Genomic DNA, 16,529 nt, shown 5'->3' on the forward strand with positions numbered 1-16,529 from the left:
CTACATAGTGCTAGTTGAGATAGCCAGCCTCGCGGAACCAGGTCAGGGCGTCGCGCAGGCCTTCCTGATAGGGCCGCGGCGTGTAGCCAAGCTCGCGCCGGGCCTTGTCCGAGGTGAAGAACATCCGGTATTGAGACATCTTCAGGCCGTCAACGGTGACGAACGGCTCCTTTCCGGTAAAGCGCGCCACGGTCTCCGCCACCCGCGCCAAGGGGTACAACGGCCAGCGCGGCAGTTGCACGGTGGGCGGCTTGCAGCCGGTCATGCCGGCAATGTCGTGCAGCATCTGCTGCAAAGTGACGTCTTGACCACCCAAAATGTACCGTTCGCCGATCTTGCCGCGCTCCAGCGCCAGGAAGTGGCCGGTGGCAACGTCATCGACATGGGCGAGGTTCAACCCCGTATCGACAAAGGCCGGGATCTTGCCGGTGGCCGCCTCGACGATGATCCGCCCGGTGGGCGTCGGTCGCACATCGCGCGGGCCAATCGGCGTGGACGGGTTGACGATGACCGCCGGCAACCCCTCGGCAACCAGGCGCTCCACCTCGCGCTCGGCCAGCACCTTGCTGCGCTTGTAGGCGCCGATGGCCTCGTGGCCCGCCATGGCGGCGGTCTCGTCCACGGGCGCGGTGGCGCCGGCCACGCGCAGCGTGGCCACGCTGCTGGTATAGACAATGCGCTCCACGCCGGCCTGCCGGGCGGCTTCCATCACGGTCACGGTGCCATCCACGTTGGATCGCACGATTTCCTCCGGATCGGGCGCCCAGAGCCGATAGTCGGCCGCCACGTGGAACAGGTAGCGCACGCCCGCCATCGCGCGTGCCATGGACGCCGCGTCGCGCATATCGCCCTCCACCACCTCCACGGGCAGCCCGGCGAGGTTGGCACGCGGGCTGGTGGCCCGCACCAGCACCCGGACCTGGAAACCCCGGTCGAGGGCCTGCCGCATCACAGAAGAGCCAAGAAAGCCCGACGCGCCTGTCACCAAAATGCAATTGTTAATTTCAGTTCCCCTGTCTACAGATTGCCGTTTTGGGCCGTTAAGGCCCTAAACCACGTGCATTGTGAGCCAAAAGCCCGTGTTGGCCCCAGCCAACGTGCCAGACAGAAATTTCTGCACCGGTATATAGTAACCACCGTGAGCCGGAAAGTGATGCCGGCATACCAAGATAAGAAAATGTTGAATATTCGTCAGTGGGTCGGGGGGCCGTCCCTATGCAGGTAATACTCGCCCAGCCTCGGGGCTTCTGTGCCGGCGTGGTCCGCGCGATCGAGATCGTCGACCGCGCGCTGGTCAAGCACGGCGCCCCCGTCTACGTCCGGCACGAGATTGTCCACAACAAGCACGTGGTGGAAGGCTTGCGGCAGAAAGGCGCGCGTTTCGTCGAGGAACTGGAAGAAGTCCCCGGCGGCGCGGTCACCATCTTCAGCGCCCACGGGGTCTCGCGGGAAGTCGTGGCGGATGCCCAGCGGCGGGAATTGCACGCGATCGATGCGACTTGCCCGCTCGTCATCAAGGTGCATACCCAGGGCCGCCAGTATGCCGCGGCCGGCCGCCACGTGATCCTGATCGGACACGCCGGCCACCCCGAGGTGGAAGGCACGATGGGCCAGATCCCCGGCAAGGTGATCCTGGTCCAGAATGAAGCGGAAGTGGCCACGCTGGACCTGCCGGTGGATGCCCCTGTGGCCTATATCACGCAGACCACGTTGTCCGTGGACGACACCCGTAATATCATTGCGGCGCTCGCGGCGCGCTTCACCAATCTGGTGGGGCCGAACACGCGCGACATCTGCTACGCCACCCAGAACCGCCAGAGTGCGGTGCGCGAGATGTCGTCGCGGGTGGATGTGATTCTCGTGATTGGGGCGACAAATAGCTCCAATTCCAACCGTTTACGCGAAATTGGCACGGAAAGCGGCGTGCCGAGCTACCTCATTGCCGATGGCAGCGAGCTGGATCCCGCCTGGGTTCGGGACGCCGATGTCGTGGGCATTACCGCGGGGGCCTCGGCGCCCGAGGCGATGGTGGAAGACGTGATCGCGGCATTACGCCGACTCGGGCCGGTCGAGGTATCGACCATGGAAGGCATCGTGGAACACGCGGAATTCCGCCTGCCGGCCGAACTGGCCGACACAGCACTGGCGCAACCCGCCAGCAAGACAACCGAACAGCGCGATGCGCGCCTCGCCGACCAGACGGCGGCAGGCTGAACCGCACCGCCGAACCCTCACAGGAAGCACCCCTTGGCCATTCCGTTTCTGCAGGTCGCCCGCGTTGGCGCCTATATTGCTCGCAAGCACCTCTCCGGGCAAAAGCGCTATCCGCTCGCCCTGATGCTGGAACCCCTGTTCCGCTGCAACCTCGCCTGCTCCGGCTGTGGCAAGATCGACTATCCGGACCCCATCCTGAACCAGCGCCTGTCCGTGGCGGAATGCCTGGAGGCCGTGGACGAGTGCGGCGCGCCCGTGGTGTCCATCGCCGGCGGCGAACCGCTGCTGCACAAGGACATGCCCGAGATCGTGCGCGGCATCATCGCCCGCAAGCGCTTTGTCTACCTGTGCACCAACGCGCTGCTGCTGGAGAAGAAGATCGACCAGTACGAGCCGAGCCCGTACTTCGTGTGGTCGATCCACCTCGACGGCGACCGCGAGATGCATGACCACTCGGTCAACCAGGAAGGCGTGTACGACCGCTGCGTGGACGCCATCCGCATGGCCAAGGAACGCGGCTTCCGCGTGAACATCAACTGCACGCTGTTCAACGACGCCAAGCCGGACCGCGTGGCCAAGTTCTTCGACTCGGTCAAGGCGATGGGCGTGGACGGCATCACGGTGTCGCCGGGCTATGCCTACGAGCGCGCGCCGGACCAGCAGCACTTCCTGAACCGCAACAAGACCAAGCAGCTGTTCCGCGACATCCTCTCGCGCGGCCGCGCGGGCAAGAACTGGGCATTCAGCCAGTCGACGATGTTCCTGGACTTCCTGGCCGGCAACCAGACCTACAAGTGCACGCCCTGGGGCAACCCGGCGCGCACGGTGTTCGGCTGGCAGCGCCCGTGCTACCTGGTGGGCGAAGGCTACGTGAAGACCTTCAAGGAACTGATGGAAGACACGGACTGGGACGCCTATGGCGTCGGCAACTATGAAAAGTGCGCCGACTGCATGGTCCACAGCGGCTTTGAAGCCACCGCTGTGGCCGACACGTTCTCCCATCCGCTCAAGGCGCTTGGCGTGACCCTGCGCGGCGTGAAGACGACCGGCGCGATGGCCCCGGACATCTCGCTGGACAAGCAGCGCCCGGCCGACTACGTGTTCTCGCGCCACGTGGAGATCAAGCTGGCCGAAATCGGCAACCTGAAGAAAGCCCAGGGCAGCCGCGCCGAGGCCGTGCAGGCGCAAGCGACGCATTGAGCACATGAACGCACCCCGGCCCGCGCAAGCGGCCGGGGCAAACGCTTCAAATGAATGAAGCCGATTTGACTACGTCTGTAGCCAAATCGGCTTCATTTTTTGCTTGGGCGATTAAGCCGCCGCCCGGGCGTTGTGATTGGTCAGGTACTTGATCAGGCCGTCCACGCCGTCGCGGGCAACGATGTCGGCGAACTGCTTGCGGTACACCTCGATCAGCCAGGCGCCCATCATGTTGATGTCGTAGATTTTCCAGCCGTCGTTGCCGCGCTGCAGGCGGTAGTCGATCAGCATCTCGTCGCCGTTGTTCAGCACGCGGGTGGCCACCACGGAGTCGTTGGCGCTGCTGCCAGCCTTGGCCGGCTTGTAGGTAAATTTGGGACTCTGGTCACGCAGTTGCGAGAGCGAAACCGCGTAACTGCGCACCAGCAGGGCGGTGAATTGCTCCTGGAGTGTTTTTTGCTGTTCAGGGGTAGCCTGCTTCCAGGCATTGCCGAGCGCGAGGCGGGTGGTGCGGCCGAAATCCGTGTAAGGCAGGAACTCGCGCTGCACCACGGCGGTAATTTTTGCCAGATCGCCGCTGCGGGTCTCGGGATCGGCCTTGATCTTGGCAATCACGCCTTCTACGGCGGTTTGCACGAGCTTGTCAGGTGACGTCTGGGCGTGTGCGGTGCCGATCATCGCCACGGCCGCAATCGCCACGGTGACGGGGGCAATCGCGGGAGCGATGATGGCGGTGGGAAATTGTCGGTTCATGAGTCTCCGATGCAGGGATAATCGGCCACAGGGCCAGTCGGGGCAGTATATAGCGGATCGCGGCGCGGCCGGACCGCGGCGGGTGCGGGAAAGCCGCCGCCAGCGGCTATACTCCGGGCTGCCGCCTCCGCGCGCCCCGGCCGGGCCGGGTGCCAGAACACCACGCAAATGATCAGATCCACGCTGACCCGTATCGTCAAGTTTTCCACCGTCCGCGCCTGGACCGTGATCGGCATTTCGCTGCTGCTCACCATCGCCAGCGGCGTCTACATGGCGCGCAATTTCGCCATCAATACCGATATCAGCCGCCTGCTGGAGTCCGACCAACCGTGGGCGCAGAACGACGCGGCCATCAGCAATGCGTTTCCGCAGCGCGACAAAATGATCCTGGCCGTGGTGCAGGCCCCGGCCAAGGAGCTGGCCGACGCGGCCGCCAACGAGCTGGCCGACGCCCTGCGCCAGCAGCCGCAGCGCTTCCGCGCGGTAGGCCAGCCCGGCGCGGGCGCCTTCTTCGAGCGCAACGGCCTGCTGTTCGCCGACACGGCCTCGGTCAATGACATGGCCGCCAAGCTCACCCAGGCGCGCCCGCTGATCAACAACCTCGCCCATGACCCCACGCTGCGCGGGCTGTCAGACCTGCTGACCACCACGCTGACCCTGCCGCTGCAACTGGGCCAGATCAAGCTGGGCGACATGGAGAAGCTGCTGGCAGCCAGCGCCACCACCGTGGACGGCGTGCTGGCCAACAAGCCCGTGGCGCTGTCCTGGATGGGACTGGTCGACGACAGCCTGAAGCCCAATGCCGATGGCCGGGCGTTCAGCTTCGTCACGCTGTCGCCGGTGCTCGACTTCAGCGACCTCAAGGCCGGTGCCGGCGCCAGCGAGGCCATCCGCCGCGCCGCCGCCGATCTCAAGCTCGACCAGCGCTATGGCGCGGCCGTCCGCCTCACCGGCCCGCAGCCGCTGGCAGACGACGAGTTCGCGTCCGTGAGCGAAGGTGCCGTGCTCAACGGCGTGCTCACGCTGGTGGTGGTCATCGGTATTCTCTGGATGGCGCTGCGTTCCGCGCGCCTGATCGTGGCCGTGCTGGCCAGCCTGGTGGCCGGCCTGCTGATGACGGCGGCGCTGGGCCTGATGATGGTGGGCGCGCTGAACATGATCTCGGTGGCATTCGCCGTGCTGTTCGTCGGGTTGGGGGTGGACTTCGGCATCCAGTTTGGCGTGCGCTATCGCGCCGAGCGGCACGAGCACGACGACCTCGACGAGGCCCTGCGGCTGACCGCGCGCGACGTCGGCACGCCGCTGACGCTGGCCGCCGCCGCTACTGCCGCCGCCTTCTTCTGCTTCCTGCCCACCGACTATCGTGGCGTGGCGGAGCTGGGCAAGATCGCTGGCGTGGGCATGTTCATCGCCTACGCCACCACCTTCACCCTGCTGCCGGCCCTGATCCGCGTGCTGCGCCCCAAGGGCGAGGCCGAGCTGCCGGGCTTCGGCTGGCTGGCCCCGGCCGATGCGTTCTTCGAGCGCCATCGCAAGGGCGTGCTGGTGGGCGTGCTGGTGGTGATCATCGGCGGCGCTCCGCTGCTGCCGCACCTGAAGTTCGATTTCGATCCGCTGCACCTGAAGGACCCGCATTCCGAGTCGATGTCCACGCTGCTGGCGCTCAAAGATGCCCCGCAGGCCGGCACTGACGACGTGAAGGTACTCGCCCCGTCGCTGGCGGCCGCCCAGCGCACCGCAGACAAGCTCAAGGCCCTGCCCGAAGTCGAGCGCGTGGTCACGCTGCGCACCTTCATCCCCGACGATCAGGCGCCCAAGCTGGCGATCATCGCCGGACTGGCGAAGACGATGATGCCGGCGCTGACGCAGACCCCGTCTGAACCGGCCGACGACGTGCGGCGCGTGGCATCGCTGCGCAACGCCTCGCGCCAGCTCGACCTGGCCGCCCTCGATCATCCCGGGCCGGGCGCGGAAGCCGCCGCGCATCTGTCGCGCTCGCTGAAGAAGCTGTCCGATGCCGAACCTGCCACGCGCGACCGTGCCGAGCGGGCCATCGCCCTGCCGCTGCGGCTTGCGCTCGCCACGCTGCAACGCTCGCTCCAGCCGGAGCCGGTGTCGCAGCAGACGCTGCCGCCGGAACTCGTGCGCGACTGGCTGGCCCCGGACGGCAAGGCGCTGGTCAGCGTATCGCCCAAGCTGCCGCCTCCCGGGGTCAAGAACGAGGCCGCGCGCGCGGCTGCGCTCGACCACTTCCTGGACGTGATGGCGCGCGTGCAGCCTGATGCCACGGGTGGCCCGATCGCGATCCGCGGTTCGGCGGACACGATCATGACCGCGTTCAGCCATGCGGGCCTGTGGGCCGTGCTGTCGATTACGGTGCTGCTCTGGATTACGTTGCGGCGCGTGGGCGACGTGCTGCGCACGCTGATTCCCCTGCTGGTGTCCGGCATCGTCACGCTGGAGCTGTGCGTGGTGTTCGGCATCGCGCTGAACTTCGCCAACGTGATTGCGCTGCCGCTGCTGCTGGGCATCGGCGTCGCGTTCAAGATCTACTACGTGATTGCGTGGCGCAACGGCAAGACCAAGCTGCTGCAATCGAGCCTGACGCATGCGGTGCTGTTCAGCGCCGCCACCACGGCCACGGCGTTCGGCAGCCTCTGGCTGTCGCACCACCCGGGCACGGCGAGCATGGGCAAGCTGCTGGCGCTGGCGCTGGTCACCACACTGGCGGGCGCGGTGTTCTTCCAGCCGATCCTGATGGGGCGGCCGCGCCGGGCGCCGGTGGGGCGCCACGATCCGCTCGGCCCCTCGCTACCCCCCTTGACGGTGGCTACGACGCTGGGGAATTCCGCCGATAACCACCATGGGGCAGACCACGGGAATACCAGGCGGTAAGTAGCGGTGATGCGGTATTGTTGCCTGCCGCAGCCCTTGAAGTGCCGGCGGCCGGCCCCCATAACCACAAGAAATCAAGAAAGACCTACCGTCTCACCATGCTCTCCCGTCTCCCGCTCCTGCCCGGCGCCCGCCGTCTTCCGATTTCCCGCTCGATGGGCCTGACCGGCCGCTCCCGGATCGCCAGCGCACTCGCCGCCACCACCCTCTCCGCCCTGCTCGCGGGCTGCGCCTCCGGCCCGCAGGCCAACCCGGACGATCCGCTCGAGCCCATGAACCGCGTGACCTTCAAGGTCAACGACACGGTGGACGAGTACGTGGCCGTGCCCATCTCCAAGGGCTACAAGGCGGTGACGCCCGAGCCCGTGCGGCAGGCGGTGACCAACTTCTATTCGAACCTGGCCGACGTCGGCAACTTCGCCAACAATCTGCTGCAGGGCAAGGGCACCGCCGCGGCGGAAACCCTGATGCGCGTGGCGATCAACTCGGTGCTCGGCATCGGCGGCCTGATCGACATCGCCACGGCGGCCGGCATTGAGCGCCATTCGCAGGATCTGGGGCTGACGCTAGGGGTGTGGGGCTTTCCGCAGGGGCCGTACATCGTGCTGCCGCTGTTCGGGCCGAGCACCGTGCGCGATGGTATCGGGCTGGCCGGCAGCTTCTACCTCGACCCGGCGCACTACCTCGACCCGGCATGGCGCAATTCGCTGTTCGCGCTCAACGTGGTGAACGTGCGGACCAACCTGCTCGGCGCAACGGACCTGCTCTCGCTGGCCGCGCTGGACAAGTATTCCTTCGTGCGGGATGGCTATCTGCAGCGGCGCCGCTACCTGCTGGGCCAGGGGGGCGACGATCTGCCGTCGTATGACGAAGAGGATGAGGGCACGCCTTCGGACGTGCCGAAGCGGATCAAGCCGGACACGCCGGCTTCCCCCGACGCACCGGCCAAGCCGGACGCCGACGGCGCCAAGCCCGAAGCCACCCCACCCGTGCCGGCCGCTACGCCGGCGCCCGCGCCGGGCATGGCGAAGTAGTAAGGGGCACCGGAAAAAAGCCGTGTCCGCGCCGAGGCCAGCGCGGACACCAAAGCCTCGGATGCGGAGTCCGTGGCCCCGCCCATCGTAAGCAATTTCGTCCAGGTCGATTGCCAACAATTGTGTCGGCGGGCGTGTCTATACCGCCGCTCTGGGCGAGTGTCGACGCCCGATGTGGGCGCGGCCCGGTCAGCCGGCGCGCCGGCGCAACGGCAGCAACAGCGTAAAGGTGGCCCCGGCGCCGGCGGCGCTGTCCACCATGACACGGCCGCCGTGCCGTTCCGCCACGGTCTTCACGAACACCAGCCCCAACCCGCTGCCGGCCGGCGCATCGGCGCCCGGCGCGTGCACGCGGCGGAACGGTTCGAACAGGCGCGCCTGATCCGCGTAGGAAATGCCCGGGCCGGAATCCGACACCGCCACCGCCAGGAACAGCCCCATGCGCCGCAGCCGCACCGACACCGGCTTGCCGGGCGGCCCGAACTTGATGGCATTGCTGACCAGATTGGCGATGGCGCGCACCAGCAGCACGGGGGCGGCGCGCAGGGTCTCGCCCTCTGCTTCCAGACTCAGTTGCAGTTCGATGCCGCGCGCCTTGGCCAGCGCCCAGAGTTCGTCGGTGGCGTCCAGCACCAGGCCGGTCAACTCCACCTCCGCAAACTCCAGCCGTTCCGAATCCGCCTGCGCCAGCCGGATGAAGTCGTCGGCCAGCGCCAGCGTGCGGTGCGCGTGTTCGGCGATGCGGGCCAGCAGCACCTCCGGCGGCAGCGCGCGGCTGGGGCGCGACTGCATGTCGATCAGCGCCAGGATCGAGGCCTGGGGGGAACGCATGTCGTGCGACAGGAAATGCAGCATCTGGGCGCGCTGACGCTCGGCGCGGCGCACCGTGGTGATGTCGATCAGGCTGACGATGGCCCCGGGCGGCCGGCCGCTTTCGCTCTGCAACGGCGCACCGTGGAGCAGGAAGCGGCGGTCGTCCTCGGTGGCCAGTTCCACGCCCTGGGAATCGTCGGACGACATGACCGGCGCGTGGGAGTCCAGCACCGCGCAGAGCGCATCCCAGTAGGCGAGGCCGGGGCCCGGCACCGGGAACAGCGCTTCGATCAGATCCGGCAGGCCCGGCGGGGCAAGGCCGCCATAGGCATCGTCGGGGAAATCAGGGAAATCAGGGGAATCCGGAGAATCCGGGGAGGCACCCGGCGCGGTGCCGCCGCCGCGCACGGCCAGATCCTCGATGCCGGACAGCATGGCGGGAGCCAGCGCCACCGCGCGGCGGTTCGCCACGAGGATGCCGCCGTCGATATCGCAGATCACCGTAGCCTCGGGCAGGTTCTCGAGGCCGTCGAGAAAGCGGGGCAACGGCGGCGGCGCCTGGCTATGCATCGGGCTGCCCGGCGGCCAGCGTGCTGGCCTCCTCGAACCGGTAGCCGTGCGAGTAGACGGACATCAGCCGCACGCCATTGTCGGGCCGCATCTCCAGCTTGATGCGCAGCCGCGAGATATGGGTGTCCAGCGTGCGCGAGCCGGCTTCCATCGCGCGGCCCCAGACGGCCTGCTCGATCACCTCCCGCGAGAGCAGCCGGCCGATATTGCGGAACAGGAACAGCGCGAGGTCGAACTCGCGCGGCGACAGTTCCACCAGCGTGCCCGAGAGCGTGATGGATCGCCGGCGTGCATCCACCACATAGCGGCCCTGGCGCAGCAACTGGTCGTCATGGGGCACGGCCGGATAGGCGCGGCGCAGCAGCGCGCGCACGCGGGCCACGAACTCGGCGGGCCGCACCGGCTTGGCCAGGTAGTCGTCCGCCCCGACGGCGAGGCCGGCGACGATATCGGATTCGTCGATCCGGCTGGTCAGGAACAGGATGGGCGGCAGCCGGCCGGCATGCTGGCGCACCCAGTTCACGACCTCGTAGCCGCTCATGTCGGGCAGTTGCCAGTCGATGACCAGCAGGTCGAACACCTGGTCGCGCAGCGCGCGCAGGAAGTCCGATCCGGCGGCGAAGCTCGTACACGTAAAGCCGGCCTCCTCGAGCAGTTGTCGGATCTGTGCGGCCTGGCTGGGGTCGTCCTCCACGGAGGCAATTCTCATACATCCCTCTGATGACTGCCGCCGATGTGTGGCGCGGCCGCATCATGTTACCCAAACGCGCGACGGCGCGTCGAGGCTCCGTTCGAGGGGCATGCAACAGTGTTGCGGCGCCGCTGCGACGGCGGGGGATGGCGCGGGGCAAGCGCAGCATTGGGCCCGCACGTTTGAAACGATGGCCAGCGGGGCCGCGCGCGCGCGCCCTGCCGTGTGTAAAAGCTATAACAGGCACGACCCCGGCCTGCGGCCCTTGACTCCCAGGCCCTACTGCAGCATGTACGTCTCGTACTCCAGCCGCTCCAGCTTGCGGTCCAGCAGGTACAGCGCCAGCGCCACCACGATCAGCAGCGACACCGCGAACCCGTAGCCATACCAGGCCGGGCCCAGCTCCAGCGTCAGCCGGGTCAGCACGAAGTTCAGCACCACGAAGGTCCCGGTCAGCAGCAGCACTTCGCGCCGGCGGTCCAGGTAGAAGTAAATGTTGAGCACGCCGAGCAGCACCACCTGCAGGCTCGCGCCGATCACGTCGACATAGAGCAGCGGCAGGTACAGCTCGGAAATGCCCAGCAGCCGCAGCACCCACGGCCCCACCACGAACAGCAGCAGCGCCGCGATGGCCTGCACCTTGACGATCTCGTACAGCCCCAGGCGGATGGTCTGGACCATCGTGTTGCGCATGTCCTCGATGTGCTCGAGCGAGCTGCCGCCGCGCACCGCGTTGTAGAACGCGTCGTAGTACTCGACGAAATCGGTCTCGATACGCACCAGGAACACCGCCATGCCCGGGATGATGGCGAGGTAGGCCAGGAACACCGGGATGTCGTAGATGATGGACGCGTGCAGCGGGCCGATCACCTGCTGGCCCGTGGACGGCGCATACCAGAACATGAACTTGTCCAGCCAGATGCCGAGGTTGTAGAACAGGCCGATGGCCACCAGGCTAGGATAGGCGTAGCGCTTCTGGAACACCTCGAATGACATGAAGCGCTGGCTGGTGTAGTTGCGGTAGATCAGCGTGATCATGCCCACCAGCAGGCACAGCTGGCCCACCACGAAGCCGGCCAGCAGCCCCTCCAGCCCGCGCGAGCGCAGCGCCAGCGCGCCCAGCACCGTGATCGTGTAGCCGACGAAGAACGTCCACACGATGGCCTTGTACTGCTTCATGCCCGACAGGAAAATCGCCGCGATCCAGATATTGCTCATGATCACGAAGCCCGCGATCATCAGCAGCCGGTACAGCACCGACTGCTCCGGGAACGCCCAGACCGCGCAGCCCACGCCGATGGCGCCGGCCAGCCCCGTGGAGAGCAGCGCCACCGCGTGGTAGTTCGACAGCACGAGGTGGTCGCGCTGCTCGAACAGCCGGTCGGAAGTAAAGCGCGTGAACGACAGCTGCATCGGCCCGGTCAGGATCAGGCTGCAGGCAATCAGGTAGGTCACCGACACCTGGAACTGCGTGATCAGCATCCCCGGAATCACGAAACCAATGCTCAGCAGGCCGATCAGCAGGATGCCGAGGATCGACAGCACCCACGGCCCGGAGCTGATCACGCCGGCGTAGGCGTAGGCGCTCAGCATGCCGGACAGGCTGTCGCGCCGGAGCATCTTGCGGAGTTCGAAACCAATCCCGGCCATGTCAGCGTCCTCCGTGCACGGGGCACTTGGCCGGATTACCGGCCGGCGCGGCCCCATCCGTGCGTCCCGTGTGATCGGGCTTGTCCATCAGCGCCGCATACAGCGCGCGATAGCTGCCCACCATCTGCTCCTGCGTATAATAGCGTTCCACCCGCGCAATGCCGGCCGCCTGGGCGGCCTGCCAGCGTGGCGGATCGGTCAGCAACGCCAGCGCGGCACCGGCCAGTGCAGCCGGATCGGCGATGCGGACCACGCCGCCCGCCGCGCCCAGCGCCGCATCCTCGCCGGGCAGGCCGAAGATCAGTTCGCGGCACGAGCCCACGTCAGTCGTCACGCACGGCACGCCCGCCGCGAAGCCCTCCAGCACCACCAGCGGCAGCGCCTCCGAGATCGAGCTGAGGATCAGCACGCCCACCTTCGGCAGCAGTTCGTCGATCTTCTGGAAGCCGAGGAACTTCACTTTCTTGCCGAGCCCCAGGCTTTCCGCCAGGCTGCGGCATTCCTGCGCGTACTCGGGATCCTCGTCCTCGGGGCCGGCGATCCAGCCTTCGGCGTCCGGGTACTCGCGCACCACGGTCAGCATCGCGCGGATAAAGGTCTTGATGTCCTTGATCGGCACCACGCGGCCGATCAGGCACAGCACCGGCGGCACGCCTGGCGCCCGCTGCGTGCGCAGCGCCGACAGCCGGGGCAGGTTGATGCCGTTGGGGATATTGCGCGTGCGCGCTTCCACCGCGCCATCGGCCACCTGGCGGCGCCGGTTGCCCTCGTAGAGCGCCACGATCTCGTCGCCGGCGTCGTAGCAGACCCGGCCCAGGGTCTCGAAGAAGCGCACCCACAGCTCGCGGAAGTAGCTGATCTGGGAAATGTCCCGCTCGAAGATGTTGCGGTTATCCCGGATCCACTGGCTCTGGAACAGGTCGATCTTGCGTTCCTTCGTATAGATGCCGTGCTCGGACACCAGCAGCGGCCGCCCGGTGCGGTAGCGCAGCATCGCACCCAGGAAGCCCGCGTAGCCCGTGGACACCGTGTGGTACATCTTCGCCGGGATCAGCGAGTCGGCAATCCGCACCAGCTGCCACAGCGGCTTGTGCATGATGCGGATGGTCCAGAAGTAGTCCGTGAACGACGGGTCCGTGCAGAACTGCCGATACTGATCGGTAATGGTCTGCCAGGCGCGGCGGCTGTAGAGGAAAGCGTCCTCGGAGAGCGCCCCGCCCTCGCGCAGCGCCGGCATCAGTTCGCGGATCAACTCGCCGGCTTCCTGCTCGCGTCCGGGCTCGCGCAGCATCTCGTGCAGCGCGTCGGCCTTCTCGAAGGCGCGCGGGTCGCCCGTGCTGCCGTGCACCATCGGCGGCGGCGGAAAGTCGTACAGGAAATGGGTTTCCAGATGCACGACGTTGTCCGGCAGCGTGTAGGCCATCTCGCCATAATCCTGCCGGCGGCTGCCGATAAAGACGATGCCGAAGCGGATGTCCGGGAAGGCGCGGATCATCTGGTTGACCCAGCTGGACACGCCCCCGCTTACATACGGGAACGTGCCTTCCAGCAGCAGCATGACGTCGGCGGACGTTCCCTTAACCAGTATTTCACTCATGATTGCCAGTACCGCAGCAGGGGCCGCACCAGCGGGAGCGGCGAAGGACTGTCGAAAGCCGCCATCAGGCGATGCACGGCGGCGTAGTCGCGTTCCAGGTAGGCGGCTTCCGCCAGCAGCGGCAGCACGCGCTCGCGCGCGAAGCCGAGCGACTCGGCCCGCGTGAGCCAGGCGCGCGCCTCGGCCGGCGCATTGCGCGTGAGCGCCAGCCGGCCCCGCATGTACCAGAGCGCGGCGTTGGTGTCGTCGGTCTCCAGCGCGGCGCTGGCGTAGCGTTCCACCTGGCTGGCGGTATAGCGGTACACATCGCCCTGCACCAGGTTCTGGTAGATCAGTTCCCAGTAGAGGTCGGCCAGCCGCTTGTTGATCTCGCCGCGCGCCTGAGGCGTGTCAGCGGCTTCCAGGCGCGGCAATTCGGCCAGGATCTGTTGCGTCAGCTGCTTCTCTGCGCCATCGAGCATGCCGTAGGCGAGCAGGCGGATGTCGTCCGTGCTGTCCGCCAGCAGCTCGCGCAGCACGGGGCTGGCGGTGCGCGTCGGCATCGACTGCATCGCCACCAGCGCGTTCATGCGCTCCGGCAGCGGTGCGCGTGTATTGCCAAGCTGCGCGCGCAGGCGCGCCCCGCCGCCGTGCGTCACGCGCTGGATCAGGTGGGTGACGAAGGCCGGCAGCGCCACCGAGGCAATGCCGGACGCATCGCGCCGGCCCGGGAACAGCCGCGCAAACAGCAGGCTGCCGAGGCAGACCAGCGTCCCGCCCAGCGGCACGAAGAAGCAGAACGCGGCCAGGTAGGCATAGGTCCACGCAAACGGCGTGCGGAAGCGGCGTGGCAGCAGGCGCCACAGCGCCAGCCCCAGCAGGCCCGCAGCCGCCGCCTGCAGGGCGAAGAACGCCAGCAGCAGCGGCAGGCCCGTGCCGCCGCGAAACAGCAGCGCCAGCGCGGCGATCTGGAAGGCGGTGCCGCCGAGGGTCAGCTTGCCCATGCGTCAGCCCGCCTGCGTGCCTGCCGAAGCAGGCACCGGAGCATTGTTGCCAGCCACCACGCCGGACGCCGCCGGGCGCGGCGCCGTGGCATCGGTCGCCGTGGCGCCATCGATCTGGCAACGCTGCAACAGCCGCACCAGCGCGTCTTCGGCGCCGGTGGCCGGCACGGTCAGCGAGTACACGCCGATGTGCGAGGTGGCGAAGTCGGTGCCGAACTGCGCGCGCAGCATGTCTTCGATCCGCACCAGATAGGCCGAGACGGCCTGGCTGTCGGACAGCGGCATCAGCGTCAGCATGGCGCGCTGGCGCGGGCTGCGCGCGGGCCAGGCCACGTCCAGCGCCCGGCGGCTGCGCACCACCTGTTCGAACAGCGCGTCGCGGGCTTCGTCGAGGTCGAACACCAGCGCCACCACCGAGCTTTCGACGCCGGTTTCCTGGCGCAGCCGCGACAGCCGCGCGTAGTCGAGCGCAAATGCGTACGGAATGGCAGGCATCAGCGCCTGGATGCCGTGCGTGGCCTGGCCGTGCTCCACGCCATCGGCGTAGTAGCCCATCAGCACCATCAGCAGCTGGAGGTTTTCATAGGTCAGCGAGAGGAACGGCATGCGTTCCACCACCAGCACGCCGATCAGGCGGTCGGAGCCGGCCAGCACCGGCGCCACGGCCACGTAGCGGGTCTCGGCGTCCTGCTGCAGGCCGGACGAGCGCAGGTGGGCCAGCTCGCGCGTGTCGAGGCAATGGCGCACCAGCGGATCGTCCAGGTTCAGCTCGAAGGCCGGCCCGATGCTCGCAGCGGCCTGCGGCGAGATGCGCTCGCCATCGCACGCGAACAGCGCCGCGCCTTCGATCTGGCAAGCCTGCGCCACCACCTGCAGCATCGGCTGGGCGCCGGGCAGCGTGTCGGGCTGGCCCGCCACGCCCCGTGCGGCGTCGCCCATGGCGACGGCCCGCATCTGCGAGAGTGTGTCGCGCAGCGTGGTCGGGCGTGCCAGCAGGTCGTTCTCCAGCCGCGCATGGGAAATGCGCAGCAGGTAGTGGTTCTTGGTCAGTGCGGCCAGCCGCTCGTCCAGGTAGCGGTTGACGGCCCGGGCGCGCGCCAGCCGCGTGCCCCACACATCGCCAAACTGCCCCGAGACCAGCACCAGCAGCAGGCCGCCCAGGAAAAACATGCGCGGGAACGCGCTGGTGTAGCTGCCGAGCGATTCAAAGACAAACCAGCCGCCCAGCAGCATCAGCACCGAGCCCACGCCAATCAGCGTGCCATAGCGCAGCGCCAGGATCACCGGCAGCAGCCACGCCCAGGGAAAGCCCATGCCGAGCAGCAGCGGGTTCTGCGGCAGCACGAGCCAGGCCAGCCCCATCGCGATCACCATGGTGGCGATCAACTCCAGCGCCGCGGCCGGCCCGCTCACCGCGGGCGCCAGCCAGCGCGCATAGCGCCCGCCGAGGCCAATCCCCTGCCCCTGGCGCCTCTTTTCCGCAGAATTCCCCACGCGTGTCACCTGTCCTTTTCTACAGCGTCCGAGAACGCGATCAGCCCTGCATCAGCGGCGCCAGCAGGCGGCGCAGCAGCTTCTGCGCGGTGCCCGACAGCGAGGCGCGGCTCCAGCCGCTGTCGCTGCCCGTGGCGGACCACACCACCTGGCCGCTGGCCACGTCGATCAGTTGCAGCGAGATGCCCACCGCCGGCTCGCCATCCACACCTACCTTATAGCGCCATTCCTGCACCGCGCCGGTCAGCGCGTAGCGGGCGCGCTCGCCGCGGGCCCATTCCAGCGCCTTGCCCACCGACTCGCGCTCGGCCGGCTCGAACAGCGTTTCCGGGTTCAGCGAAGCCGGGTAGCGCTTCAGGTTGGCAATGCCGCCGGTCTTCAGCAGCGATTCGGCGATGGCTTCGGCGCGCAGGCCGGCCTGCGGCGTCTCGGTGTAGTTGACGATTGGCAGCACTGCCACCGTGTCGCCGGCTGCCATTTGTGGCGCGCGACCCACATCCGTCACCGCGCAACCCGCCAGCCACAGCGCCGCGCCAACGGTGCCGATCCATGCCGCCATCCGCCCGATGCGGCCCTTGCCAGTCATTGTCATTTTCATGGGATTCCCCTCGTTTACCTTGAAAACCTTCGTCGTC

13 protein-coding genes are annotated in these 16,529 nt (G+C 67.6%); 4 read left to right on the forward strand and 9 right to left on the reverse strand.

Annotated elements, in window-relative coordinates; genetic code table 11:
- Positions 1–10: 10 nt before the first annotated feature.
- Positions 11–1,003 carry a hopanoid-associated sugar epimerase gene (hpnA, locus tag AB4120_RS03975; protein ID WP_149139065.1) on the reverse strand — a complete coding sequence of 331 codons (993 nt, stop codon included), beginning with the start codon at positions 1,001–1,003 and terminating at the stop codon, positions 11–13.
- A 212-nt stretch (positions 1,004–1,215) separates the two neighbouring features.
- Between hpnA and ispH the strand changes: the two genes are divergently transcribed.
- Complete coding sequence (gene ispH, locus AB4120_RS03980) at positions 1,216–2,214, forward strand: 4-hydroxy-3-methylbut-2-enyl diphosphate reductase (protein WP_149139064.1); 999 nt, start codon at positions 1,216–1,218, stop codon at positions 2,212–2,214.
- A gap of 33 nt (positions 2,215–2,247) precedes the next feature.
- Positions 2,248–3,414: an adenosyl-hopene transferase HpnH gene (gene hpnH / locus AB4120_RS03985; protein WP_149139063.1), complete on the forward strand. Its 1,167-nt coding sequence runs from the start codon at positions 2,248–2,250 to the stop codon at positions 3,412–3,414.
- Between the two features lie 111 nt (positions 3,415–3,525).
- Here hpnH and AB4120_RS03990 read toward each other — a convergent pair whose 3' ends face one another.
- A complete protein-coding gene (locus AB4120_RS03990) occupies positions 3,526–4,167 on the reverse strand; it encodes an MlaC/ttg2D family ABC transporter substrate-binding protein (protein ID WP_144196945.1) in 642 nt (213 codons plus the stop codon).
- A 168-nt stretch (positions 4,168–4,335) separates the two neighbouring features.
- Here AB4120_RS03990 and AB4120_RS03995 point away from each other — a divergent pair, with 168 nt between their 5' ends.
- Both AB4120_RS03995 and AB4120_RS04000 read left to right on the forward strand, forming a co-directional pair.
- Positions 4,336–7,062: an MMPL family transporter gene (locus tag AB4120_RS03995; RefSeq protein WP_441641867.1), complete on the forward strand. Its 2,727-nt coding sequence runs from the start codon at positions 4,336–4,338 to the stop codon at positions 7,060–7,062.
- A gap of 155 nt (positions 7,063–7,217) precedes the next feature.
- Complete coding sequence (locus AB4120_RS04000; RefSeq protein ID WP_149139414.1) at positions 7,218–8,096, forward strand: MlaA family lipoprotein; 879 nt, start codon at positions 7,218–7,220, stop codon at positions 8,094–8,096.
- Positions 8,097–8,285: 189 nt separating this feature from the next.
- On the opposite strand, the gene AB4120_RS04005 is transcribed toward AB4120_RS04000, so the two are convergent.
- From AB4120_RS04005 to AB4120_RS04035, 7 genes are all read right to left on the reverse strand, one after another.
- A complete protein-coding gene (locus tag AB4120_RS04005; RefSeq protein WP_441641868.1) occupies positions 8,286–9,455 on the reverse strand; it encodes a sensor histidine kinase in 1,170 nt (389 codons plus the stop codon).
- A gap of 16 nt (positions 9,456–9,471) precedes the next feature.
- A complete protein-coding gene (locus AB4120_RS04010) occupies positions 9,472–10,188 on the reverse strand; it encodes a response regulator transcription factor (RefSeq protein ID WP_092297083.1) in 717 nt (238 codons plus the stop codon).
- A 261-nt stretch (positions 10,189–10,449) separates the two neighbouring features.
- On the reverse strand, positions 10,450–11,820 hold the full coding sequence (gene pelG / locus AB4120_RS04015; protein ID WP_149139062.1) for an exopolysaccharide Pel transporter PelG: 1,371 nt from the start codon (positions 11,818–11,820) through the stop codon (positions 10,450–10,452).
- A 1-nt stretch (position 11,821) separates the two neighbouring features.
- The gene (gene pelF, locus AB4120_RS04020; RefSeq protein ID WP_149139061.1) at positions 11,822–13,417 is read right to left on the reverse strand and encodes a GT4 family glycosyltransferase PelF; all 1,596 of its coding nucleotides are present in this window, start codon (positions 13,415–13,417) and stop codon (positions 11,822–11,824) included.
- Positions 13,414–14,400, reverse strand: a complete 987-nt coding sequence (locus tag AB4120_RS04025; protein WP_144196937.1) for a lipopolysaccharide N-acetylglucosaminyl transferase — start codon at positions 14,398–14,400, stop codon at positions 13,414–13,416. Before AB4120_RS04025 ends, pelF begins: the two co-directional genes overlap by 4 nt.
- 3 nt (positions 14,401–14,403) lie before the next feature.
- On the reverse strand, positions 14,404–15,894 hold the full coding sequence (locus AB4120_RS04030; RefSeq protein WP_149139060.1) for a PelD GGDEF domain-containing protein: 1,491 nt from the start codon (positions 15,892–15,894) through the stop codon (positions 14,404–14,406).
- 40 nt (positions 15,895–15,934) lie between these two features.
- On the reverse strand, positions 15,935–16,486 hold the full coding sequence (locus tag AB4120_RS04035; RefSeq protein WP_262389924.1) for a penicillin-binding protein activator LpoB: 552 nt from the start codon (positions 16,484–16,486) through the stop codon (positions 15,935–15,937).
- Positions 16,487–16,529: the final 43 nt, after the last annotated feature.

Origin of the sequence: Cupriavidus sp. 2KB_3 (assembly GCF_052115685.1) — a bacterium.
GTDB lineage: Bacteria > Pseudomonadota > Gammaproteobacteria > Burkholderiales > Burkholderiaceae > Cupriavidus > Cupriavidus campinensis.